This window comes from Colwellia sp. KU-HH00111 (assembly GCF_040362745.1).
Taxonomy (GTDB): domain Bacteria; phylum Pseudomonadota; class Gammaproteobacteria; order Enterobacterales; family Alteromonadaceae; genus Colwellia.
Genome location: NZ_BAABWO010000002.1, coordinates 23,771 through 49,389, shown reverse-complemented (window position 1 = coordinate 49,389; position 25,619 = coordinate 23,771). Strand labels below are relative to the sequence as shown.

At 36.8% G+C, this 25,619-nt stretch carries 23 protein-coding genes; 7 read left to right on the top strand and 16 right to left on the bottom strand.

What is annotated here, in order from left to right:
- Positions 1-11: 11 nt before the first annotated feature.
- The 10 genes from atpH to ABXG98_RS04465 form a co-directional block, all read right to left on the bottom strand.
- Positions 12-560, bottom strand: coding sequence for a F0F1 ATP synthase subunit delta (gene atpH, locus ABXG98_RS04510; RefSeq protein WP_353537506.1), 549 nt, complete (start codon positions 558-560; stop codon positions 12-14).
- A gap of 12 nt (positions 561-572) precedes the next feature.
- Complete coding sequence (gene atpF, locus ABXG98_RS04505) at positions 573-1,043, bottom strand: F0F1 ATP synthase subunit B (RefSeq protein WP_353537505.1); 471 nt, start codon at positions 1,041-1,043, stop codon at positions 573-575.
- A 48-nt stretch (positions 1,044-1,091) separates the two neighbouring features.
- On the bottom strand, positions 1,092-1,328 hold the full coding sequence (gene atpE, locus ABXG98_RS04500; RefSeq protein WP_019030153.1) for a F0F1 ATP synthase subunit C: 237 nt from the start codon (positions 1,326-1,328) through the stop codon (positions 1,092-1,094).
- 111 nt (positions 1,329-1,439) lie between these two features.
- The gene (gene atpB / locus ABXG98_RS04495; RefSeq protein ID WP_353537504.1) at positions 1,440-2,225 is read right to left on the bottom strand and encodes a F0F1 ATP synthase subunit A; all 786 of its coding nucleotides are present in this window, start codon (positions 2,223-2,225) and stop codon (positions 1,440-1,442) included.
- A gap of 51 nt (positions 2,226-2,276) precedes the next feature.
- Complete coding sequence (locus tag ABXG98_RS04490; RefSeq protein ID WP_353537503.1) at positions 2,277-2,660, bottom strand: ATP synthase subunit I; 384 nt, start codon at positions 2,658-2,660, stop codon at positions 2,277-2,279.
- A 435-nt stretch (positions 2,661-3,095) separates the two neighbouring features.
- Positions 3,096-3,986, bottom strand: coding sequence for a ParB/RepB/Spo0J family partition protein (locus ABXG98_RS04485; protein WP_353537502.1), 891 nt, complete (start codon positions 3,984-3,986; stop codon positions 3,096-3,098).
- A gap of 13 nt (positions 3,987-3,999) precedes the next feature.
- Entirely contained in the window at positions 4,000-4,833 is an 834-nt protein-coding gene (locus tag ABXG98_RS04480; protein WP_353537501.1) for a ParA family protein, read from the bottom strand.
- Between the two features lie 28 nt (positions 4,834-4,861).
- Complete coding sequence (gene rsmG, locus ABXG98_RS04475) at positions 4,862-5,491, bottom strand: 16S rRNA (guanine(527)-N(7))-methyltransferase RsmG (protein ID WP_353537500.1); 630 nt, start codon at positions 5,489-5,491, stop codon at positions 4,862-4,864.
- Between the two features lie 33 nt (positions 5,492-5,524).
- Entirely contained in the window at positions 5,525-7,417 is a 1,893-nt protein-coding gene (gene mnmG, locus ABXG98_RS04470; protein WP_353537499.1) for a tRNA uridine-5-carboxymethylaminomethyl(34) synthesis enzyme MnmG, read from the bottom strand.
- Between the two features lie 429 nt (positions 7,418-7,846).
- Complete coding sequence (locus tag ABXG98_RS04465) at positions 7,847-8,314, bottom strand: flavodoxin domain-containing protein (RefSeq protein WP_353537498.1); 468 nt, start codon at positions 8,312-8,314, stop codon at positions 7,847-7,849.
- A gap of 289 nt (positions 8,315-8,603) precedes the next feature.
- On the opposite strand from ABXG98_RS04465, the gene nirB reads away from it, so the two are divergent.
- The 4 genes from nirB (at position 8,604) to ABXG98_RS04445 (ending at position 16,695) form a co-directional block, all read left to right on the top strand.
- Positions 8,604-10,304 carry a nitrite reductase large subunit NirB gene (gene nirB / locus ABXG98_RS04460; RefSeq protein ID WP_353537497.1) on the top strand — a complete coding sequence of 567 codons (1,701 nt, stop codon included), beginning with the start codon at positions 8,604-8,606 and terminating at the stop codon, positions 10,302-10,304.
- Positions 10,305-10,458: 154 nt separating this feature from the next.
- Complete coding sequence (locus tag ABXG98_RS04455) at positions 10,459-11,925, top strand: NarK family nitrate/nitrite MFS transporter (RefSeq protein ID WP_353537496.1); 1,467 nt, start codon at positions 10,459-10,461, stop codon at positions 11,923-11,925.
- Positions 11,926-11,928: 3 nt separating this feature from the next.
- A complete protein-coding gene (locus ABXG98_RS04450; RefSeq protein ID WP_353537495.1) occupies positions 11,929-13,698 on the top strand; it encodes a bifunctional protein-serine/threonine kinase/phosphatase in 1,770 nt (589 codons plus the stop codon).
- 279 nt (positions 13,699-13,977) lie between these two features.
- Complete coding sequence (locus tag ABXG98_RS04445) at positions 13,978-16,695, top strand: molybdopterin-dependent oxidoreductase (protein WP_353537494.1); 2,718 nt, start codon at positions 13,978-13,980, stop codon at positions 16,693-16,695.
- Between the two features lie 119 nt (positions 16,696-16,814).
- Here the strand turns inward: ABXG98_RS04445 and ABXG98_RS04440 are convergent, their stop codons facing one another.
- The 6 genes from ABXG98_RS04440 to rpmH all read right to left on the bottom strand — a co-directional run bounded on the left by ABXG98_RS04440 (position 16,815) and on the right by rpmH (position 21,260).
- A complete protein-coding gene (locus ABXG98_RS04440; RefSeq protein WP_353537493.1) occupies positions 16,815-17,138 on the bottom strand; it encodes a hypothetical protein in 324 nt (107 codons plus the stop codon).
- Positions 17,139-17,146: 8 nt separating this feature from the next.
- The gene (gene mnmE / locus ABXG98_RS04435; protein ID WP_353537492.1) at positions 17,147-18,574 is read right to left on the bottom strand and encodes a tRNA uridine-5-carboxymethylaminomethyl(34) synthesis GTPase MnmE; all 1,428 of its coding nucleotides are present in this window, start codon (positions 18,572-18,574) and stop codon (positions 17,147-17,149) included.
- A gap of 132 nt (positions 18,575-18,706) precedes the next feature.
- On the bottom strand, positions 18,707-20,341 hold the full coding sequence (gene yidC, locus ABXG98_RS04430) for a membrane protein insertase YidC (RefSeq protein WP_353537491.1): 1,635 nt from the start codon (positions 20,339-20,341) through the stop codon (positions 18,707-18,709).
- 162 nt (positions 20,342-20,503) lie between these two features.
- Positions 20,504-20,740 carry a membrane protein insertion efficiency factor YidD gene (gene yidD / locus ABXG98_RS04425; RefSeq protein WP_353537490.1) on the bottom strand — a complete coding sequence of 79 codons (237 nt, stop codon included), beginning with the start codon at positions 20,738-20,740 and terminating at the stop codon, positions 20,504-20,506.
- Positions 20,707-21,090 (bottom strand): ribonuclease P protein component, encoded by a 384-nt coding sequence (gene rnpA / locus ABXG98_RS04420; RefSeq protein WP_353537489.1) that lies wholly within the window; start codon positions 21,088-21,090, stop codon positions 20,707-20,709. The genes yidD and rnpA overlap by 34 nt, the downstream gene beginning before the upstream one ends.
- A gap of 35 nt (positions 21,091-21,125) precedes the next feature.
- On the bottom strand, positions 21,126-21,260 hold the full coding sequence (rpmH, locus tag ABXG98_RS04415; RefSeq protein ID WP_011045771.1) for a 50S ribosomal protein L34: 135 nt from the start codon (positions 21,258-21,260) through the stop codon (positions 21,126-21,128).
- Between the two features lie 571 nt (positions 21,261-21,831).
- Between rpmH and dnaA the strand changes: the two genes are divergently transcribed.
- The 3 genes from dnaA (at position 21,832) to recF (ending at position 25,602) form a co-directional block, all read left to right on the top strand.
- Positions 21,832-23,196, top strand: a complete 1,365-nt coding sequence (gene dnaA / locus ABXG98_RS04410) for a chromosomal replication initiator protein DnaA (RefSeq protein WP_353537488.1) — start codon at positions 21,832-21,834, stop codon at positions 23,194-23,196.
- Positions 23,197-23,279: 83 nt separating this feature from the next.
- Positions 23,280-24,383 (top strand): DNA polymerase III subunit beta, encoded by a 1,104-nt coding sequence (dnaN, locus tag ABXG98_RS04405; protein ID WP_353537487.1) that lies wholly within the window; start codon positions 23,280-23,282, stop codon positions 24,381-24,383.
- 25 nt (positions 24,384-24,408) lie between these two features.
- Entirely contained in the window at positions 24,409-25,602 is a 1,194-nt protein-coding gene (gene recF / locus ABXG98_RS04400) for a DNA replication/repair protein RecF (protein WP_353537486.1), read from the top strand.
- The last annotated feature ends 17 nt before the right edge of the window (positions 25,603-25,619 follow it).

Here is a 25,619-nt window from a genome sequence, read left to right as displayed (position 1 = left end):
TGTTCCCTTATCTAAGATTGTAGTGTTGTTGCTAAACGGCTCAATTTACCTTGTACAGAGCCATCAATTACCATGTCACCAGCTTGTATTATCAAACCAGAAACAATTTTTTTATCAACAGTACAATTAAGCTTTACTTTACGTGCCAAGCGCTTTTCAAGCGCGGCGCTTAATGTTTTTGTCTGTGCTACTTTTAATTTAACAGCAGAGGTAACATCCACAGTGATTTCTTGTTCATATTCCGCTTTTAATGCGATAAATTGTTCAAGCACTTGTGGTAGCACCAACAAACGTTCGTTTTCTGCCATAATTTTTAAAAAATTTTGGCCTTCACTGTCTACTTGCTCACCACAAACATTTAAAAATAATGCTTGTGATTTTTCAGCTGAAGTACCACCAGAAATAAAATCTATAATGGTTTCATCTTTAGCAACTTCTGCAGCAAAAGATAACTGGTTAAGCCAATTATCTAATGCGCCAGCTTCAACAGCACTCTTTTCTAGAGCGAAATCAAACGCAGCTTTAGCGTAAGGACGAGCGACAGTTGTCAATTCAGACATAGCTCTTTCCTCTTAAAGTTCAGCGACGAGTTTATCTAAAATGTCGCTATGTGCAGCGGCATCTATTGAACGCTCAAGAATTTTCTCAGCACCAACAACAGCTAGAACAGCCACTTGTTGGCGAAGTTCTTCTTTAGCGCGATTACGTTCAGTTTCTATTTCTGCATGACCTGTAGCTAAGATTCTTTCTTTCTCAACTTGTGCCTTACTTGCAGCTTCTTCAACTATTTTAGCTTCATGCTTTTTAGCAGCATCAACAATAGATGCAGCTTCAAGTTTAGCTTCTTTAAGTTGAGCGGTAGCTTTTTCTTGAGCAAGCTCAAGATCTTTAGCAGCACGGTCTGAAGCAGCAAGTCCGTCAGCAATAGTTGCTTGACGAGCTTCGATGGCAGCCATAATAGGTGGCCATACAAACTTCATACAGAAAATTACAAATACGACAAACGCAATTAATTGGCCAATAATCGTGGCATTAATATTCATTTGTGTACCTCCTAATCAATTATTCGTTTAAAAAATAAAGTGGGTAAATTAACCAATTTTAACGAATAAGATGTATAAGCCCATAGCTACACCGATCATCGCGATAGCATCAATAAGACCCGCTACGATGAACATTTTAACTTGTAGTTGTGGTGCTAATTCTGGTTGACGAGCAGCAGATTCTAAGAATTTACCACCTAATAGACCAAAACCAATAGCTGTACCTAAAGCACCAAAGCCAATAAGTAGCGCCGCAGCAATATACATTAAGCCAATGTTTTCCATTTTTATCTCCGATTGTTTAAAGTTAAAGTTTAAAAATTAATAAATATTTCGGGCTTCCTGCCCTAAACCCTTCGGGGCCGGCTAATGCCGTTCTAACTTATTCCCGAAAAGTTAGTGATCTTCGTGAGCTAAACTAAGGTATACAATAGTTAGCATCATAAAAATAAACGCTTGTAATGGGATTACCAATAAGTGGAAGGCAGCCCAAATAAAGTGTACTGGCAACTGGAAGAATCCAAGAGTTGCAATAAGTAAGAATATCAACTCACCCGCATATAAGTTACCAAATAAACGTAACGATAATGCTAAAGGACGAGCCAATAAAGTTACTACTTCAAGTAAAAAGTTTACTGGATAAAGTGACCAATGACCGAAAGGCTGTGTTGTTAGCTCTTTCATAAATCCGCCAACACCTTTTACTTTGATTGAATAATAGATGATAAGGAAGAATACGCCACCTGCCAATGCAAATGTTAAGTTAGGATCTGTCGTTGGTACTGGTTTCATATAGATATGAGCCATTTCTACACCAGACACTAGGCTAATTAACCAAGGTAATAAGTCAACTGGCACCCAATCCATGGCGTTCATTAAGAAGATCCAAACAAACACAGTAAGTGATAATGGAGCAATTAACGCGTTTTTACCATGAAAGGTCCCTTTAACACTGTCATCTACAAATTCCATGATCATTTCAACTGCACATTGCAGTTTACCTGGCACGCCAGTGGTTGCAGATTTAGCGACCGTTCTAAAAATATAAAGAAATACCAAGCCTAAAAACACCGACCAACCTAACGTATCAAGGTTCCAGCTCCAAAAGCCTTCACCAACAGTTAAATTGGTTAAATGATGTTTAATATATTCTTGGCTGGTTAATTCAGCAGCTGCAGACATATTAATGTTCCTAATGATTAAAGTTTAAATTAAATTTTGAATTCTTTTCATTTACTGATGTTTAAATAAATAGGGCGTTACTAAAGGTAACCATAATGCGCCACTAAACATCATAAAAAATGGTATTGGCAGCACCGCAACAAACTTAAAGGTCAGTGCTAATAATATTGCCATGATAGCCATTTTGAATTTTACACCACTAAAAAAGGAATCAACCACTTTTTTAGAGGATTGTGCCCCAGCATATCTAAATGCTTTTAAGGCAAAAAACATATTGGGTATTATCACAATAATGCCACCCGCAAATGTTGACTTTGCGTGCGTAACACCCCAAATTAAATAAGTTATTAACGTCGAAATTAACACTATAAAAAGGGTAAATAATATTTGCGAAAATGCAAATTTTCGCCCTACTTTTGTTAATTTATTATTCATTATTTATAGTTAAAAAATCATCACTCGTTACTTTTGCTTTAAATACGAATAAAATCGTAGGCTAGCGAGTTTTTTAAAGTGAAAACTTTAACGCTAAAAAGTTTGCGCAAGTATACCCATTTTGTCTTTTTTTGCAAGAAAATAGGGCAGTGAACGCCCCTTATTTGTGCGAATATCTGATATTTATTTGATAAATACAACTAAAGGACTAGACGGTTTAACTTCAAATTTAACAGCGGCATAAAATCACAGTTGTTTTGTGATCAACACCTCGGATGTGTGTTGTTGAATATAATGAATAATAAAAAGTCACAAAAGACTTATTTGGTCATTATTTTCAGTGCAGTTTGCTCGTTGAATTGTTAACGGCCGCCTACAGGTTTGTAACAGCCGTTTAAATAATGATTATTATTAAATTTGCTTCTGAAAGGTTGCTTATTTAATTTTTGCTAAAAAGCTTTCTAATTCGGTTAAATTAGCATAAGAAACAACTAATTTCCCTTTGCCTTTTTTATTGTGGTTTACAGCAACTTTAAGGCCAAGCTTATTCGAAAGGTCTTGCTCAAGAGAAACGCTCGCTTGATCTTTTTCTTTGACGACTTTTTCTTCACTCGGATTTTGCATCTTTTTAATTAACGCTTCGGTTTCTCTTACCGTTAACTCTTTCGCTGATATCGTCCTAGCTGCTTCGGCCTGTAATGAATCATCAAGTGCTAATAATGCTCGCGCATGACCCATTTCAATATCACCATTTTCTAAAAAGGTTTTAACTTCGCCGTTTAAGTTATTTAAACGTAATAGGTTAGTGACTGTGGTTCTCGATTTACCAACCGCTAAGGCAACTTCTTGATGGGTTAAATCAAATTCATGTAACAGTCTTTCTAAGGCAATGGCTTCTTCCATTGCGTTTAAATCTTCACGTTGAATATTTTCAATTAAGGCAATAGCGACTGCTGATTCATCAGGAACATCTTTAATCAAGCAAGGTACTTCAGTTAATTGAGCCAATTGAGCTGCACGCCAACGACGTTCACCGGCAATAATTTCATATTGACCTTCTTCTGCTAGCGGTCTAACCACAATAGGTTGAATAATACCTTGTGATTGTATCGACAGAGACAGTTCCTCTAACGCTGCATCTGACATATCTTTTCGCGGTTGATACTTACCCGGCGACAAGTTGTTGATTGCTAATTTATTTAAATCACCGTCTTTTGGCTTTGTATTAGCATTTTCTTTTTCGGTATTATCCGCAGGTTTGTGCGCTTGGGGTGTCAGAAGGGCATCAAGACCTCTGCCTAAACCTCTTTTTTTTGCTGGGCTCATAATATTCCTTGGCTTATTGTGCAGTGTCTTGAGACGGCGTTGTTAATTGTTCTTTGCTTTGATCGGTTTTAGCCGATTTTTCTATGCTATTTTTGCGTAAAACCTCACCAGCTAACGCTAAATACGCTTTTGCCCCAGTTGATGATTTATCATAATACATTGCCGGAGAGCCAAAACTAGGCGCTTCAGCTAATCGAACATTACGAGGAATTACACTGCGATAAACTTTATCACCAAAGTGACGTTTTAATTGCTCAGATACATCATTGGCTAAACGATTACGAGGATCGTACATGGTACGTAAAATCCCTTCTATATGTAAGGTGCCATTAACCACAGAAGTGAGTTTAGATATGGTATCCATTAAAGCGGTTAAGCCTTCCAAAGCATAATACTCACATTGCATTGGCACTAAAACAGAATCAGCCGCTGTCATCGCATTAACTGTTAACATATTGAGTGAAGGAGGGCAGTCAATAATAATAAAATCGTAATAATTTTTTACCGGCGCAAGGGCTGTTTTTAATCGTTGCTCGCGGGCAAAAACTTCCATTAATTTAATTTCAGCAGCGGTAACATCTGTATTTGCAGCAATTAAATCATATAAACCTGACGTTTCACTTTGAACAACCTCGGCTACAGATTTTTCTTCAATTAGTAATTCATAACAAGTGGCCGGTACTTCATATTTGTCAACACCACTAGCCATTGTGGCGTTGCCTTGAGGATCTAAATCTATTAGTAAAACTTTACGTTTGGTCGCGGCTAATGAGGCGGCCAAATTAACAGCCGTTGTTGTTTTACCAACACCACCTTTTTGATTTGCAACAGCTATTATTTTTCCCACAAGCGCCTCTATTATTATTTATATTTTATTAAGCTAATTTTTTTAATATAAGCACATGACGTTCACCTACTAATTCGGGTACTTTTACTTCATGGCTTGATACTAAACTTATATTTTCTGGTAATTGTGTTAGTTCTTCTGTTGGGTATTGCCCTTTTAACGCAAAAAATTGTCCATGCTCACAAGTAATTAAATGTGAACACCAACTCACCATATCACTAAGCGATGAAAAAGCTCTACTTAAAACACCATCAAAAGGCCTGTCACTTTGGTATTCATCAACTCGAGATTTTACCGGCTCAACATTAGTCAGCTTTAGCTGAAAAACCACTTGTCTCAAAAAAGTAATACGTTTTCCTAAACTATCTAATAATACAAAACTTCGTTCAGGATACAAAATAGCCAGTGGAATACCAGGTAACCCAGGACCAGTTCCAACATCAATAAAGTGAGTCCCTTGTAAGTGTTCACCTACCATCAAACTATCCATAATATGCTTTACTAGCATTTCATGGGGATCTCGTACCGAGGTTAAATTATAGGCTTTATTCCATTTATGCAATAATTCTACATATTGAACCAACAATTGTACTTGGTTTTCAGATATTTGTAGTGATGTTTTAGCGATTAAACCTTGTAAATTTGAAGTTAATGTCATTTTTATTCTTTATCTTAATGAAAAATAGGTGTTTTACGCGGTTTTTTTACTAAGCAAGCCGTGTTTTTTTAAGTACACCAATAATAACGAAATTGCTGCAGGAGTAATACCAGAAATTCTAGAGGCTTTTCCAATGGTTTCTGGGCGAGCGTCTTCAAGTTTTGCGACTACTTCGTTTGATAATCCTGAGAGTTTTTTATAATCGAACTCTAGTGGAATTACGGTATCTTCATTGCGCTTTTTCTTTGCAATTTCATCTATTTGTCGGTCAATATAACCCGCATATTTTGTTTGAATTTCTATTTGTTCAGCCGCTTGCGAATCTGTGATTGCAGGACCTAAACCTTCGATTTTCATTAAGTCTTGATAGCGTACTTCAGGACGACGAATAAGCTCTTCAAGGCTAGCCTCTTTGCTCATGGGTGTTTTAAGCAGTTTATTCACTTGCTCGACATTATTTTGATCTTTTTGTACCCATGTATCTTTTAAGCGTTGACGTTCTACTTCAATATTTTCCATTTTTTCATTAAAACGTTGCCAGCGTTGATCATCTACTAATCCAACTTGTCTGCCTTTTTCTGTTAAACGGATATCAGCATTATCTTCACGTAATAATAAACGATATTCAGCACGAGAAGTAAACATTCGATACGGCTCTTTTGTTCCTAATGTGGCTAAATCATCTATCAATACCCCCATGTAGGCTTGATCTCGACCTAAGGTAAACTCTGCTAAACCTTTAACACGACAAGCGGCATTAGTTGCTGCAATAAGTCCTTGTGCACCGGCTTCTTCATAACCTGTAGTACCATTTATTTGTCCCGCAAAATATAGATTTTCAACAAATTTACTTTCTAATGATTGTTTTAAATCTCTTGGATCAAAATAATCATACTCAATGGCATAACCAGGGCGAGTAATAAAAGCATTTTCAAAACCTTTAATTGATCTAACTAAATTCAGCTGTACATCAAAAGGTAAACTGGTTGAAATACCATTTGGATAAATTTCATGGCTGGTTAATCCTTCAGGTTCAACAAATATTTGATGCGATGTTTTATCGGCAAAACGGGTTATTTTATCTTCGATAGAAGGGCAGTACCGCGGACCAACACCTTCAATAACGCCAGTATACATAGGTGATCTGTCTAAACCATCACGAATATGTTGATGGGTTTGCTCATTGGTATGCGTGATGAAACAAGATACTTGTTTTGGATGATCTTGCTGTGAACCCATAAATGAGAATACTGGTCTTGGATCGTCGCCTGGTTGCTCTTCCATCACAGAAAAGTCTAATGATCTTGCATCTAATCGAGGTGGTGTTCCTGTTTTTAAACGATCTATCCTAAAGGGCATATCTCGCATTTTAGCTGCAAGATTTAAACTCGCAGGATCACCTGCACGACCGCCTTGATAGTTATTTAAACCAATATGAATTTGACCCGCAAGGAAAGTACCTACGGTTAGTACCACGGTTTTGCCTTTAAATTTCAACCCCATTTGAGTAGACACGCCAACGACACGATCATTTTCTAGGATCAGATCATCACAAGGCTGTTGAAAAATAGTTAGGTTTTCTTGGTTTTCTAAAAATTGACGGACATAAGATCGATACAAAACACGATCGGCTTGAGCTCTAGTAGCCCTAACTGCTGGGCCCTTGCTGGCATTAAGGGTTCTAAATTGAATCGCACTATGATCAATTGCTGTTGCCATTAATCCGCCTAAGGCATCTATTTCTTTCACTAGATGTCCTTTGCCAATGCCACCTATAGCGGGGTTACAAGACATTTGTCCTAGGGTATCAATGTTGTGTGTAAGCAGCAGCGTTTTACAACCCATTCGTGCTGATGCTAATGCAGCCTCAGTGCCTGCATGACCACCACCAACAACGATTACATCATAAAACTCTTGATACCACATAAATTTTTAGCCTTAGTAAAAAATATTAATTAACGCAAAATTGCATTAATAAAAATTGGAGACATATTTTAGCGCTTTTTTGTCACGAGGGAAATGATCAAATGAGTAAAAAGATCGAAGCTCGATCTCTCTAATATATAAAAAGATCTTTATAAAGATCTTGTTATTATTACTTATTAAGGGCTTTGTTTTCTGTGAGTAAGTACTTTTTTATATAATATTACAATAAGTTAGTTAAATGATAACTATGTGATCAAACTTTGATCAAAGCTATTTAAAGCGGTGATCAAAGTACTTAGTTATACACAGGAGAAATTACTAACAAAGATAACTACTGAATAATAATAGTAAATTAATAGCTTGTTCATACTTTTATTCACAATGCGGTTTTATTTTAATGGTTTTTGTGTATAACTTATGTGTAAGTGTTTATAAAAGATCTTTGTTTTCATTTAGCCAACACTGAGCAAGATCTTCTGGATCTATATCTTGACTCATATCTAAGGTTTTTATTGATACTAGTTCCTCACAACCTTTTGATAACATGACTTTATTTATATCGTAGCCTGCTTTACAGAAAGTGTCGTAGCTTGAATCACCTATAGCTATGATCATAAAATTTATTGAGGATAGATCTTGTTCACAGTTGGTAAGATCACTAACAAATTTTTGGATATTATCAGGAAATTCACCGGCGCCATGGGTTGAGGTGCAAATCAACCAAGTGCTAGCTATTTCGTTTTTTTGTGAAAAACTTGCATTTAGGATCGATGAAAAGTTTGGTTTTAAGTGTAATTCAACCTGGTGATTGAGTACTTTTAGTTGTTCCTCACATGCTTCGCCAACGTATTCTGTTGCGCCAAGCATACTGCCAACAATTATTTGAAATGAACTCATATTATACCTTGCTAGTCGTTATAGATTATTGCTTATAAATTAATAAAAGCATTGTATTCGTTAGTGTCATTACTGTCATTGATATATTTATTAATTGCTCTTTATAAGTGCATTGGCTGAATTAACTTTGTGCATATTTTAATTACTCAGGGGTTATATAATTTTTTTAAAATAAATTAACCTTAATAATCAATTGTTTGATGTTTGTTTAACATGATATGTAACTTGGTATCATTTTTGCGATTACTTAACATATAAATGTAAGTTACATGTATGTTAGGCCAAATTAATGAGTAAAAAAGAGTTACTGGAAAAGCAAAACGTTATTGTTGTAGGTAATGGTATGGTGGGTCATCACTTTATTGAGCAACTAAATAAAATCAATAACAGTAATTTTGATATTGCTACTTTTAGTGAAGAATCTCGCCTTGCTTATAATAGAGTAATGTTAACCAGCTATTTTACTGGTAGTAGCGCCGATGATTTAGCATTAACAACAGCACAAAATTATGATAATCAAGGGGTTAAATATTACCTTGATGAAGAAGTTGTTTCGATTAATCGTGATGCTAAAACGCTGACGACAAAATCAGCTAAAGCGCTAAGTTATGACAAGCTGGTTTTAGCTACAGGGTCATTTCCTTTTGTTCCACCTGTGCCCGGTAATGATCAAGAACATATTCATGTGTATCGCACTATTGATGATTTGGATGCAATCGCTGGTTCTGCAACATCATCTCAAGTTGGTGTTGTTATTGGTGGTGGTTTATTAGGATTAGAAGCTGCAAATGCTATTAAGCAGCTAGGGCTTGAAACCCATGTAGTCGAGTTTGCTCCGCGCTTAATGGCGGTACAATTAGATCAGGAAGGGGGAGACCTATTACGTGAAAAAATATCGGCACTAGATGTAACGGTCCATACACAAAAGAACACATCGGAAATCGTAAAAGGAGAAAGCTGCCGCTATCGCATGAACTTTGCCGATGGTTCATTTTTAGAAGCCGATATTATTGTTTTTTCAGCGGGGATTAGGCCGCAAGATAATTTAGCTCGCCAATGTGGGTTAACTATTGGAGAGCGTGGTGGCATTGTTATTAATGATCAGTGTTTAACCAGTGATGAATCTATTTATGCTATTGGTGAGTGTGCATTATGGGATAACAAGATATTTGGCTTGGTTGCACCAGGTTATGCTATGGCTAAAGCAGCAGTTAGTCACTTAACTAACCTAGGCAGTAAAAAATTTACTGGTGCTGATATGAGTACTAAATTAAAGCTTTTAGGTGTTGAGGTGGGCAGTATTGGTGATGCTCATGGTAATACACCTGATTCACAAAGTTATAGTTTCGTTGACTCAGTGGCTGGTACATATAAAAAAATTGTTGTCAGTGGGGATGGTAAAACTTTATTAGGGGCAGTTTTGGTAGGCGATACCAGTGACTATAGCCAATGGTTACCCTTAGTGTTAAATAAAACGCAATTAAAACAGCCTCCGGAATTTTTACTATTGCCCCAAACCGAAGGGGCAAGCACATCAACACTTGATGATTTAACGGACAACGCGCAGTTATGTGCTTGCTATGACGTTACCAAATCAACATTTTGTCAAGCAATTGAGCAAGGCGCACACGATATTACCGCGATAAAATCATGCACTAATGCAGGTACTGGCTGTGGTGGTTGTATTCCCTTACTAACGCAAGTATTAAGCCATGAATTAGCAACAAAAACGGTTAATGCTAACAATAATAAAAGCACTACTGATACCAGTAATACTTTTTATATTTTTCCTAACACACCTGATGGTGACTTAACCCCCCAACATTTAATTTATATTGGTGAATTAGCTGAGCAATATAATTTGTTTACCAAAATATCGGTGGCAAAGCGCATTGACTTGCTTGGATTGCAGTCAAATCAACTCGCAGTAATTAAACAAAAAGTGGCTGAAGTGGGTTTAGCCGCTACCGATGTTATCAATCAAAATTAATTGGTTGTTATTTTTCTGTCATTGAGGTGATAAATCCTTAGCAGCATAGCGTAAAAACATTTTTTAAATTTATAAAAGGCAAAGTAATGAAAATTATAACTCTGAGTAAAGAGATTAATAGCAGATATTATTCAATAGATGGAGGAGAAACCCTATGAGTTCATCAAAGTTCAGCTTGTTTTCATTGAGTGAAAATATGAAAGTGCTGCATTACAGTTGGGTCGCCTTCTTTATCACTTTTGTTGTCTGGTTTAACCATGCACCTTTGCTTGGTTTAATCGCACAATCGCTAGACTTAAGTGCAGAGGAAATTAAAACCCTATTGATATTGAATGTTGCTTTAACGATACCAGCGCGAATATTTATTGGTATGGCAACAGATCAATACGGACCGAGAAAAACCTTCAGTGTTTTATTATTACTGTGTTCAATTCCTTGTGCCATGTTTGCCTTGAGTGATAGTTTTGAACAACTTGCCTTAGCCCGTTTTCTATTAGGCTTTATTGGCGCAGGTTTTGTCATAGGTATTCGATTAGTTAGTGAATGGTTTCCTGCAAACCAACTTGGTACGGCAGAAGGTATTTATGGTGGTTGGGGTAATTTCGGCTCTGCAGCAGCTGCCATTGCACTTCCAGCATTAGCTTTATTATTTGGTGGCGATGATGGCTGGCGTTATGCTGTTGGTTTAACAGCTATTATTAGTTTTGTTTATTCATTTATTTTTTATTTTGGCGTGCGTGATACGCCAAAAGGGGCTACTTATTTCAAACCTAAGAGCTCTAAGGCAATGGAAGTGACCAGTGTTGGTGATTTCTTTTTACTGTTAGTAATGAAGATACCTTTATTTGGTGCACTAGCGTTATTAAACTGGAAATTATCCCCTGAAGGGGTGAGTTTAATCAACGAAAACATGACATTAGTAATATATATAGGTTTGGTGGCTTGGTTTGTTTATGAGGTATTTAGCGCTTATCAAGTTAACAAAGATATTTTTAACACCCCTGTTGATCCTATTCATCAATATTCTTTTAAACAAGTTGCAGTGTTAAATGTTTTATATTTTGCCACCTTTGGTAGTGAACTAGCGGTCGTGTCAATGTTGCCGTTATTTTTTAGTGAAACGTTTGATTTAAATATTGTATATGCGGGCTTGTTAGCATCAAGTTATGCTTTTATGAATTTAATGTCTCGTCCTTTAGGGGGTTGGATAAGCGATAAATATGGCCGTAAAAAAACCTTAATGATTTTAACAACAGGGCTAAGTTTGGGTTATGCAACCATGGCATCTATCACTGGAGATTGGCCACTTGTTTTAGCGGTAGTTGCTGCTATGAGTTGTTCTTTCTTTGTGCAAGCAGGTGAGGGCGCTGTGTTTGCAGCTGTTCCACTTATTAAGCGTCGCTTAACCGGGCAAATAGCTGGTATGACAGGTGCTTATGGTAATGTTGGTGCAGTTTGTTATTTAACCGTACTATCTTTTGTCAGTTATTCACTATTTTTCTGGGTGATTGCTTTTAGTGCTTTTGTTGGCTTAATGATGTTATTTTTCATGAAAGAGCCTAAAGGCAGTATGGCAGAAATAATGCCAGATGGTAGTGTAGAATTAATATCGGTGGATTAACCCTTGACCAACACTCAGCAACTAGACTCATTACAAGATTGTTCACACAAGAACCATAACGACTGTCTTGTTATCTCTTTTGGTGGTTATTCCACCAAAGGCGATAAAAGTGAAAATCAAGATGCCTTCGCGCTAAAAATGGCTGATGGTATTGATCTAGAAATTAAAGGACATGCGGCCGTTATTGCCGATGGTTTATCTAGCGCTAATTGTGCGGCGCAAGCAAGTCAAATGAGTGTTTGTCACTTTATTGAAGAATATTTAGCTACACCAGAAACATGGTCAGTGAAGAAATCCGCAGCTAAAGTGATTTCTTCACTGAATAAATGGCTTTATTCTAGGCAGTTAATAGCAGATGAAAAAGGCTTATCTGAGCAATGGTTTAGTACTTTTTCAGCGATAGTACTCAAAGGAGATCGAGGATATGTATTTCATGTAGGTGATTGCCAAATTGTTAAAATAAATGATGATGGCTATCAAGCTTTAACAAAAGATCATGCCACAGTCTCGGGTACTTTAACCCGTGCTTTAGGCGCTGATTCTCATATTGAAGTTGACTACAAAACAACTTCTTTAGCACCTCAAGATATATTAATGCTAAGTTGTGATGGAGTTCACCATTTCGTTAAACCTAAGCAAATTAAACAAATACTGAAAGAAAATAGTAATTTAGAACAGGCCAGTAAAGTTATTTGCCAATTAGCCAGTGAGCAAGGATCTCAAGATAATTTAACCTGCTTATTAATTAACGTTGAGCAATTACCGCAACAAGCCTTTAGCCAATTAGTGTTTACCCGGCTACAACAAGTAATCCCGCCAGCATTGCGTCCTGGTAGTAAATTAGATCATTTTGAAATAATTGATGTTTTGCATCAAACAAGTCGATCTCATGTTTATTTAGCACGAGATTTACTTGTTAAAAAGTTGGTCGTCATTAAGGCTCCTTCAGTTAATTTTACTGATGATAATGATTACCTCAGTAGTTTTATTAGAGAAGGTTGGATCGGTGATAAACTCACTCATCCGGCCATCATGAAAATATACCCTAGACTAGCTACTAGTAAATTTTTATATCATGTCTGTGAGTATATTGAAGGACAAACATTATCAGCCTGGATTAGAGATAATCCTAATCCTTCTTTAATTAAAGTAAGGGATATTTTAGAACAGCTTATCAAAGCATTGCGGGTATTGCAGCGCCAAGACATTATTCATTGTGATATTAAAGGCGATAACTTTATTATTGATAGTGATGGACGTATTAAGCTAATTGATTTTGGCAGCTGCTTTGCTGGTGCCATTATGGATAACACGGTTGGGTTGGCATCGGACAAATTTAGTTTTAATCAAGGTACATTGAATTTTAGCGCTCCAGAACTATTTTATGGACAAGCAAATAATCATCAAAGTGAGTTATACTCTTTAGCAGTACTTGTTTATCAAATGCTTACTAACCGCCTGCCTTATAAAGAAATAAATCAATTAGATGACGCTCCCAAGCATTTCGCTTTATGGCGTTATCATCCTATAAAAACCTTCCGAAAAGATTTACCTAATTATTTGGATAGGGTTTTGTCAAAAGCCTTAGCAGCCAATCCAACCAATAGATTTGAACATTATTCAGAATTTATTGCTGAATTTAATATTAAAGATAAAAACCAATTAAATGTACAAGGCAATTTACCTTTGCTAGAGCGTGACCCGGTCAAGTTCTGGCAAGGAATGAGTGGTGTTTTATTCTTTATATTACTTAGTGTCTTGTTCTTTAAGTAAAAAAGTTAAATTGGCTGAAACACTTGCACAATAAACTTTCATTGTTTGCACAATAGCAGTTCATTGAGCTACTCTCAATGTTTATCTTTTTGAAAAGTGGTTATTAAACAGTTGGTTATATTGTTGTTGATACTGGCGCAGCTGTTGCAACACAGCTTATGTGCTAGATAATGTGTTTTTTGTAGGGGGTAATTTATTGCCCGTTTGTCGGATTAAAATCCAACCTACATTGGATAATTTAGGGGGATTATTTAACCCTGTCAACGAAGAGTAATAAATATGACCGATAAAGAACTACCTGCAACAGTAGCTAAAAAACTTCTTAATAATGATATTAATACAACCTGCCCTTATTGTGGGGTAGGTTGTGGTATTACTGTTTCTCGTAGCTCAAGTCAGTCTGCCTATCCTGTCGTTATAAATGGTGATAAACACCATAGAGCAAACTTTGGAAAATTATGCATTAAAGGTAAAAACTTAGCTGAAACTTTAGATAATAATAATCGCCTTAAAGCGCCACAAATCTATAATAAGGTGCAGAAATGGTCGCGTGCCCTTGATTTTGTTGCTAGTAAAATAAATAAAAGTATTGAACAACACGGTAAAGAGTCTGTTGGCTTTTATGTTTCAGGACAATTACTAACAGAAGATTACTATGTGGCTAATAAGTTAATGAAGGGCTTTATTGGTAGTGGTAACATCGATACAAATTCTCGTTTATGTATGTCATCTGCTGTTTCTGCGCATAAACGAGCTTTTGGTGAAGATATCGTACCGATGAGTTATTCCGATATCACTAAGGCTGATTTAATTGTGTTAGTTGGATCCAATCTTGCGTGGTGTCACCCTGTTCTTTATCAACAAATTCGTGAAGAAAAATCACGAAGGCCAGCACTGACACTAGTAGTTATCGATCCAAGAGAAACAGCATCTACAGAATTAGCTGATTTGCACCTGCCCATTAAAGCGGGCCAAGATATTACCCTATTTAATGGATTATTAAACTATTTGCATCAACACGGCTATATTAATACCGCCTTGTTGACCTCGGTAGATAAGTCGGGATTAGCACAAGCGCTCATAAATGCAGCGCAAGATAGCCAGTTACTTGCTGCTACGGGCATACCTAAGCATGCTATTGAGCAGTTTTATCAATTATTTGCTAACAATAGTAAGGTTGTTACGCTATTTTCTCAGGGCATCAATCAGTCGAAGCAAGGAACTGATCAAGTCAATGGGATTATTAATTGTCACTTAGTGACTAACAAAATTGGCCAACTTGGCAGTGGTATATTTTCAATAACCGGTCAACCAAATGCAATGGGTGGACGTGAAGTTGGCGCATTAGCAAATACTTTAGCCAGTCATATCGAGTTTACTGACACTCACTTGCATGCTGCACTAGCGACATTTTGGCAAACCAATAATTTGGCTAAGAGTGAAGGCTATAAAGCCGTAGATTTGTTTGATGCCGTTGAATCAGGAAAAATAAAGGTGCTGTGGATAATGGCGACTAACCCTTTAGTGAGTATGCCTGGTCATGAAAAAATCAAGCAAGCACTAAAAAAATGCCCTTTGGTCATTGTCAGTGACTGTGTCGCCAGCAATGACACTCTAAATTATGCAGATGTGATCCTGCCAGCCCAAACTTGGGGAGAAAAGTCGGGCACTGTGACAAATTCAGAACGAAGAATCTCTAGACAGCGTTCATTTTTATCGCCGTTCGGGCAAGCAAAACCTGATTGGTGGATTATTAGTGAAGTAGCAAAAAGAATGGGCTTTTGTTCACAATTTTCTTATGAATCAGTTGATAAAATATTTGCAGAGCATGCTCGGTTATCGGGTTTAAATAATAAGGGCAATCGTGCATTTGATATTTCAGCATTTGGTGCAATTACAGCACAACAATATCAACGTCTACAACCAGTACAATGGCCACAGCCTGAAGGGCGTGCTATTAGGATAAGTGATCAAAGCTTTTTTGCTGATGGTCATTATTATCATAAAAATAATCAAGCTAAAGTGATCGCGATTAAAAGTGATGTCCAAGAAAGTAATCCAGATATATTTACCTTAAATACAGGTAGAAATAGAGATCAGTGGCATACGCAAACACGAACCGGTAAATCAGCCTTATTATCACAACGTCACCCTGAGCCAGAAGTTGAAATTAATCAAGCCGATGCTGAACGACTAAAAATATCTAATGGACAGTTAGTGAATTTGGAAGCAGGTGATAATCAAATCAAAACACAATTTTTGCTACGAGCAAGGATAACTAATACTCAACGTCAAAAAGAGTTGTTTATTGCCATTCATTGGTCTGCGAGTAACTTTAATCAAGGTTGTGTGAGTAAATTTGTAAAAGCAACCACTGATGCAATTTCTGGACAACCTGCATTTAAACATAGCAAAGTAACACTTAAACCTTGGCAAACTAACAGTGAAGCTATGTTAGTTGTAAAAAACCTGATTAATGAAAACTTAGCAACTTATCAGGTAGCACAAAAAATTACCGGAGGTTATTGTTATTACTTGGCGAGTGAAGAAACACCTTTAGCTTTTTTTGAGCGTCTTAACCGTTTTGTTAAAACTCATCCTCAGCAGTTATATATACAACAGCAAAACATGGTACTCAATGCCAGCGATCCGGTTAAAAAGTATTTTAGAAAGAGTTATTTTGTTCAAGGAGAAATGCAGGCAACCATTTTAGTTGCATCACATAAAGATGACTTACCTCAAGGCTGGATCAGCCAAATATTCACGTTTACAAATAGTAATGAAGGTAAGTTAAATGTACTTTCTGCTGATAGTAAGCGTTTACAATCAAAAAGAACCTTTTGTCACTGTTTAAATATAGATTTCAATGATATTGAACAGGCTATTGCCTCAGGAACTGTTACGGTTGACAGTATCAGAGCTAAAACTAATGCGGGCAATGGTTGTGGTAGTTGTATTGGCGATATTATGCTTAAACTTAAACAGTGTGGTGTTTGATATATATCCAAGCCACCTCAATATGCTCGTTTCAGGATCGTTGGGGTATTATAACAAAGAGACTTAAACTATTAAGATGAACTTTACCTTTAGAGCGCGCTAGAATCATGCGGTTGGTTTTATTTAATGAAGTTCATCTCCATTATTCCTAAAATAATAGGCTCTGATATTTTTGTTAGCTGATACTCCTGAGATGAATAAATAGCGCCCGCTTTATTACCAAGTGCTATTTCGACATGCTCAGGCTTACTATCATGAAGGAGTAATACTATTTTTTTATCAAGGCTAACACAATCAATGGTGATAGCATCAGCTTGCATACCTTGTTTACGTAGTGTTTTATCCATTATACCCATTAAAGTATCAAGGTTATCATGTTTGTTGTAGAACAAGTCATTAGCTCTAGCTACAACCTCAGATAGCTTACTTAGTTTATTTTTCATTTAATCCCTTATTTTCCGATACAAAAAGAGCTGAAAATTTTGCTTAATAGATCGTCACTAGTGAATTCACCGGTGATTTGATCTAATTCCAACTGACAAAGGCGTAGCTCTTCTGCCAAAATTTCACCCGCAACATAAGACTCTAGTTGTTCTAGCCCTGTCAATAAATGTTGATGCGTGTTGTCTAAAGCCGTTAAATGACGTCTTCTAGCCATAAAACCACCTTCAGTACTACCTTGATAGCCCATAATTGCTTTTAAGTGCTCTTTTAGGCTGTTAACGCCTGCTCCGGTTTTAGCTGATAGTGTTACAACCGTGTGCTTTTGTTGAGCGTTGTCAGTAAATTCAGCCAATCCAATCTGGCTGTCATTTTTATCATTAACTAGAGCTTGATTAAGATCCGCTTTGTTCCTTATTAACGTAAGGCCAATATTGCTAGGAAGTTTCTCGAAGAACTCAGGGTAGTAATCTTTAATTTCTTGTTCATCTTCTAGTACACTATGGTTTTCACTGGCATCAACCATCAGTAATACCCGATCTGCTTTAGCTATTTCTTGCCATGCCCGTTCAATGCCTATTTGTTCTACTTTATCATCACTTTCACGCAAACCTGCAGTGTCAATAATATGCAAAGGCATACCATCAATATGCACTTGCTCAGTGAGCACATCTCGAGTTGTGCCAGCGATATCGGTCACTATGGCGCTTTCTTTGCCACTTAATGCATTTAATAAGCTTGATTTTCCAGCATTTGGTCGACCGGCAATAACCACACGCATACCTTCTCGGATAATACAGCCCTGTTGTGCTTGCTTGCGTACGTTTTCAACTTGGTCAATGATGGTTTTCAGATCGGTTACTATTTTTTTATCGGCAAGAAAGTCTATTTCTTCTTCAGGAAAGTCTATAGCTGCTTCAACATACATGCGCAGATGAATAACACTGGCTACCATGTCGTTTACTAATCTTGAAAAATCGCCTTGAAGAGAGTGCAGGGCAGAGCGAGCTGCTTGCTCTGAACTTGAATTAATTAAATCGGCAATTGCTTCTGCTTGGGTTAAGTCAAGTTTGTCATTTAAAAAAGCTTGTTCACTGAACTCGCCTGGCTTAGCCATTACTACCTTAGGTTGTGCCAGAATTGCTTTCAACAACATGTCTAAAATAATCGGTCCACCATGACCTTGGAATTCTATGACATCTTCACCGGTAAAAGAGTTTGGTGCTTTAAAAAACAATGCTATCCCTTGGTCTAACACAGTATTATTGGCATCTGAAAAAGGTAAATATTCAGCCATTCTAACCGCAGGAACTTTACCTAAAATAGCCTTAGCAACATTACTTGCTTCTGGTCCTGAAACTCTAATAATGCCAACGCCACCACGTCCGGGAGCTGTGGCTTGGGCGGCAATAGTGCCTTGTTTTGAAAAAGAAGTCATGAGGTGTTTATCAGTAAATTAAAGAAAAATAGACAATGCTGCACATTTTACTTTATTTCGTTGCAACTAACAAAAAAGCGATTTCTTATTGAAGAAATCGCTTTTATGATGATTTTTTGTAAGGGCTGAGGTTTATTTACCTTTAGCCAATTTTTGTTTTTCAATGCCACTGAAAATAATTTTCATTTGTACAATAGAAATCATGTTACTAACAAACCAATAAAGTACTAATCCTGATGGGAACCATGCCATAAATATTGAGAATACCACTGGCATGTATTGCATAATTTTCTGCTGCATAGGATCTTGAATGGTCATTGGTTGCATCTTTTGCATTACATACATACTAATACCCATTAATATCGGTAATACAAAGAAAGGGTCCATTGCTGATAAATCTTGAATCCAGAAAACAAAGGGTGCATGGCGCAACTCAACACTCTCTAAAAACACCCAGTACAATGCTAAGAAAATTGGCATTTGCAACAGCAACGGTAAACAACCACCTGCAGGGTTTACTTTTTCTTTTCGATACATTTCCATGGTTGCTTGTGACATTTTCTGTCTGTCATCACCAAAACGTTCTTTTAGCTGTGCCATTTTAGGTGCAAGTTCACGCATTTTAGCCATAGAGGTATACTGCGCTTTAGTCAGTGGATACATACCGCCTTTTACAATTAGGGTAATAATAATAATTGCTACCCCCCAGTTAGTAACAAAACTTTGAATTTTTAGCAGTAACCAGAATAAAGGTTGGCTAATCATAAACAAGAAGCCGTAATCAATGGTTAAGTCTAAATTTGGTGCTATTTTTTCCAACACTTCTTGGTCTTTCGGGCCAACATAAAATATCGCAGCAGTACTCCCTTGCTGCCCAGCATCAATGGTAATAGCTGGCGCTTTAAAACCAACTACAGCTTCTTGGTTGTTACTAAAGCTTGTATAAAGTTGATTGTTATCTTTAGCACCAGGCACCCATGCAGAAACAAAATAATGCTCAAGCATGGCAACCCAACCACCTGGTGTGGTTTTATTTAGGTTTGCTTCGGCAATATCATCAAAATCATATTTCTCGTAACGATCTTCAGAAGTTGAAAAAGCAGCGCCCCGATACGTTGGTAACATTCCTGATGAAGTATCAGTAAGTGTTGACTGTTTAAGTTGGCCATACATTTGTACAGAAACAGTATTAGCACTATTATTATTGATTATATATTCAATACCAACGCTGTAGCTGTTGGCATTAAAAGTAAAACGCTTAGTTACATTTAACCCGTTGGGGTCTTCGAAGGTTAAATCCACCGTCAGGTTGTCACCATTAAGTTGGTAGCTGCTTTGTGGGCTAGTATAAATAGGGCGACCTTTTATTACTCGGTCTATGCCGTTGGCACCGGTTAAACCAGATTGAGCAACATACTTCTGGTTGCCGTTTTGCATGACAGTATATGGAATACCATTGCCTTGCTCAGTATCAAATTTCAGCAGCTTAGCTTCAACAATATCACCACCTTGGGTGTTAATTTTTAATGCTAATGTATCAGTTGTTACGCCGATTAATTTAGCGCCAGACGCTAGTGTATTTGCAATGGGGGTTGATGAATCAGTAGGTTCAGGAACAAAGTCTGCTCCAGCAGTTTGTTCTAACGTATTACTTTGACTGGTCGTTGGTTGTTCAACTGCTGGTGCATTTTCAAGTTGCCACTGACTAAATAATAAGTAAGTAACCACCATAAGCGCAATAAAAAGCAGACTGCGTTGAGATTCCATAAGATTCATTTCTCTTGTTTTTGAGTTGGCATGAGGTATTCACCTCTTGCATAAAATTAATAGCAAGGCATTTTAGACTACGTTAAGCATCAAACCAACTCTCTTTTAGTCTTAGAGTATAAAAATTGATCTGTTTTTAGCTTTACTTGCTCTTATTCGCTGTTATTTTGGAGGAACTGGGTCATCCCCACCCTCATTGAGTGGGTGACACTTGACAATACGTTTGCTTGCTAACCAACCACCTTTAATAACGCCAAATCGTTCAATTGCTTGTTTAGCATAACAGGAGCAAGTTGGCTGAAATCGGCAATTTGATCCTAATACAGGGCTAAGAAAGCGCTGATAGCCTGTAATTAATGAGATTGCTAATTTTTGTGGCGCTGAATTATTTTTCGCCATATTTTTGCTAATTCTTTATTAATTTCTTTATTATCGAGTTGATCAATCCCTGATTTTACCATAACAACCATATCTATAGCGGGTAATTCATGTTGATTTAATCGAAAACTTTCTCTAATAATTCTTTTGATGCGATTACGTTGAACGGCCAGTTTTACTCGCTTTTTAGCGATAGCTAAGCCAAGTCGATTAGATTTATTTGAGTCATTTGACAAATTTGTCGGAACAATAAGGATAGTAAAGTGGCGAGAGCCAAATCTGATGGGTTTGGTGAAAACATATTGAAATTGACCGGGAGTCAACAAACGTGACTCCCGATTAAATTCATAAGTAACCTTGTTGGTTACCATCTTAATTCTATTTCTTAGTAGAAAAAGAGTTAAGATTAAGCGCTAAGTCTAGCACGACCTTTAGCACGGCGACGTGCTATAACAGCACGGCCATTTTTAGTTGCCATACGTGCACGGAATCCGTGGTTACGCTTACGCTTTAATACGCTAGGTTGAAATGTTCTTTTCATTACGCTAATCCGTCGGTTGTTGTTGCCCTGACAAAAAAGCCAATTGAGCATACAGGTCTAAAAAATGAGGCCGAATTCTAAAACTTACTCAGCTTATTGTCAATGGCTTATCGTTTATTTTTTACAAAAGATCCGACAATGATCCTTTTGATCGCCGTTGTTTTAACCACGACTTAACAATAATGGCACGATATATCCACAGGTTTGTATCATTTATTGGTTTTCATCAGCGATATATCGCTATAAACAAATATACTAAGCAGCTTTTTTTAGTATTTATTTAATCTAAATAGTTATCAATAACCCATTTTAACAATGGTTTAGCTATTTATTTTGATTTTTATTAATAATACTTGTCTGACAACATTGCACTTGTGGATAAGTATAGAGATAATAGCGCTACATAATAAAAATTTTGCTTGTGCAACTTCGTTAGATCATTTTTGCTTGTTTTTCTTCTTGCGATGATCTCTTTCTCATGATTATTTTTCTGCTTCCCAAAATAAGGAAACATTAAGGCAGTCTGAATTATTATCACAAGTAGACATAATCTTTTCTTTTGGAGTTTTTGTTGGAACATTCCCTTTGGCAGCGATGCCTTTCTGTTCTTCAAGAAGAATTGCCGGCACAGCAATTTAGTATGTGGATTCGTCCACTACAGTGTGTTGTTACAGATAATATATTGACACTCTATGCACCTAATCGTTTTGTGCTTGATTGGGTGCGGGATAAATATGTCAATAGAATTAACGAATTGATCACCATGACAGACGGTGAAGATGCTTATCTTCTTCGTTTTGATGTTGGCAGTAAGCCAATTTCTACTTCGGGTCAATCTTCTACTGTTGCAGCTTCGGCTAACTTTAGTAAAAACGCTAATTCTGTCCCCGTTACTGACAACGAGACTAATTTACCGAAAAAAGCAAACGTTCGTGTTAAATATACTTTTGATAATTTTGTTGAAGGTAAATCAAACCAACTTGCTCGTGCGGCAGCGTCGCAAGTAGCTGATAATCCAGGTGCTGCATATAACCCTTTATTTATTTATGGAGCGACTGGTCTAGGTAAAACACACTTACTGCATGCGGTAGGTAATGGTATTTTACAAAACAATCCAAATGCTAAAATAGCCTATATGCACTCTGAGCGCTTTGTTCAAGACATGGTTAAAGCCCTTCAAAATAATAGCATGGAAAAATTTAAACAGTATTATCGTAGTGTTGACGCTTTACTTATTGATGATATTCAATTCTTTGCTGGCAAAGACAGAACACAGGAAGAGTTTTTCCATACTTTTAATGCCTTACTTGAAGGCAATCAACAAATTATTTTAACCAGTGATCGTTATCCAAAAGAAGTTGCAGTTGAAGATCGATTAAAATCCCGTTTTGGTTGGGGTTTAACTATTGCTATTGAGCCACCAGAACTTGAAACCCGTGTTGCCATTCTCAAAAGAAAAGCACAAGAAAGTAATATTAACCTTGCTGACGAAGTTGCTTTTTTTATTGCCAAACGTTTACGCTCAAATGTTCGTGAATTAGAAGGTGCGCTCAATCGAGTGATCGCTAATGCAAACTTTACTGGCAGAGCCATCACCATTGATTTTGTTCGTGAAGCATTACGAGATTTATTAGCACTGCAAGATAAGCTTGTTACTATTGATAATATTCAAAGAACTGTTGCAGAATACTATAAGATTAAGGTGTCAGATTTACTCTCTAAACGAAGAAATCGATCTGTTGCTAGACCTAGACAGCTTGCAATGGCATTATCTAAAGAGCTAACGAATCATAGTTTGCCTGAAATTGGCGATGCATTTGGTGGAAGAGATCATACAACGGTATTACATGCCTGTCGTAAAGTTAAGTCGCTACGAGAGGAATTACATGATATTAAAGAAGATTATTCTAACTTGATTAGAACACTTTCCTCTTAACCGAGGATTTTTTGTTGTATCACCATATTCGTTTATCATGTTACATTTACATAATAATAAAATTGTTCAAAGCAGGGACATAGATGAAATTTTCACTTAATAGAGAATTATTACTTAAGCCATTATTGCTAGTTTCAGGTGCTGTTGAGCGTAAAAGTACCTTACCTATTTTAGGAAATATCCTTTTCGATATTAATGGTCAATCTCTAACATTAACTGCAACAGATCTCGAACTTGAAATGGTTGCTTATGCGGATATTGAAAATCATGGCGAAGCGGGTAAAACCACAATACCTGCGCGTAAACTGCTCGATATATGTAAAAGCTTACCAGAGAATGCAATTATTAACTTTGATGTTGAAGCTGATAATGTCACGTTAAGTTCTGGCCGTAGTAAATATTCTTTATCTACTTTATCAGCTGATGATTTTCCAAATATTGAAGAATGGAAAGGCGATGTTGAGTTTAAATTGCTTAAGTCTGAGTTACTTAGATTGATTGAAAGTACTCATTTTTCTATGGCAAATCAAGATGTTAGGTACTACCTTAATGGAATGTCTATAGAAAGTGAAGGCAAAGAAATACGTTCAGTTGCCACAGACGGTCACCGTTTGGCTATTTGCAAAATTACTAATGAATCACTTACTTTACCTGCTAGACAAGTTATTGTTCCTCGTAAAGGTATCTTAGAAATAATCCGATTACTCGCTCCTGTAGATGAACAGGTTCAAGTTTATCTAGGCTCCAATCATATTCGTATTATTGATGCTGAATTCTCCTTTACTAGCAAACTGGTAGATGGTCGTTTCCCTGATTATCGTCGAGTGTTACCTCGCAATGGTGATAAGATTTTTGTCACCAACAAAGAAGAGTTAAGGCAGGTATTATCCCGCGCCTCTATTCTATCTAATGAAAAGTTTAAAGGCGTTCGATTAAATTTTCTTAATTCTTTACTGCGGATTACAGCTAATAACCCTGAACAAGAGCAAGCAGAAGAAGAGTTAGAAATCGATTTCCCTTATGACGAGTTAGAAATTGGCTTCAATGTCAGTTACGTCTTAGATGTGTTAAACGCTATTAAAGACGAAGACGTGAAGTTTACACTTGCTGATGCTAATTCAAGTGTTGTCATTGAAGGTGCAAACACAGGCGAAGCGCTTTACGTTGTTATGCCGATGCGCTTATAGTTACGCTGGTTTTAATTCTTTCTAAATGAGTGTTACTAGGTTAATCACCCATAGTTTTCGTAATTTATGTAGCGCATCTGTTGATCTTCACGGTGAGTTAAATTTTATTATTGGTGAGAATGGCAGTGGTAAAAGCAGTGTTTTAGAAGCTCTGTTTTTTATCGGTCATGGCAAATCATTTAGAACTAGTAGAGTTGATGATATTGTTTGCCACGACAGTAAAGATTTTGTTGTAAGTATTAAAGATGAAAATAATAGACAGTTTGGTTTAAGTAGGGATGTTAGTAAAGGCACAACACTTATCAAAATTGATGGTGAGCGCCATAATCGATTGTCCGACTTGGCTCAGCATATCGCTATTCAAATTGTAACGCCCGAAAGCTTTAAACTGTTTTTTGGAGGTCCCAAAGAGAGAAGGCGCTTTGTTGATCTGGGCATGTTTCACGTGAAACATAGTTTTCCTCAACAGTGGAAAAAGTTTTCGAGAATTCTTAAGCAAAGAAATGCTTGCTTAAAGGTTTGCAATAACTCAAGCGATTGGAATTCTGTATTTAGATATTGGACCGAACAATTTTGTAAATCTTCTGTTGAAGTTGCCGAAATAAGGCAAGAGTATGTTGCAAATTTGACGATAGAATTAGATCTTTGGTTAGCTATTTTACTGCCAAATATAGAAAGCAGGGTAAGAGTGCAATATCTCCAAGGCTGGCCATTAACCAGTAATTTAGATGATGCCCTTGCCAATAATAAATCACGTGAAATGAATTATGGGCACTCCCTATATGGTGCTCATAAATTCGATGTTAAGTTTTTATTAGATAAACGACCCATAGAAACTCAACTTTCACGTGGTCAACAAAAGTTGTTTTTACTCGCTTTAACTTTTGCACAAGCAAAGCTTATTGAAAGAGTTGAGCGAGTAAAACCAATTGTATTAATTGATGATGTTGGTGCGGAACTTGATAACAAATCACGAAGTGCTTTATCGAAAGCTCTCTCATCGATTAAATGTCAGGTGGTAATAACCGCTATAGAACGATCAGTGATCTCGCCATTTTTGCAACAGTTATCTTGCGAAGGTGATTATGACGATGTTAATGATATTCCAGGCAAGTTAGTGCAACAACCAGTAGAATATTATAAAATGTTTCACGTGGAACATGGTGAAATATCAGAAATATATCTAAATGATTCTGAATGTAAAATTCAGAAAGTGTAATTGAATAGGCTAAAACT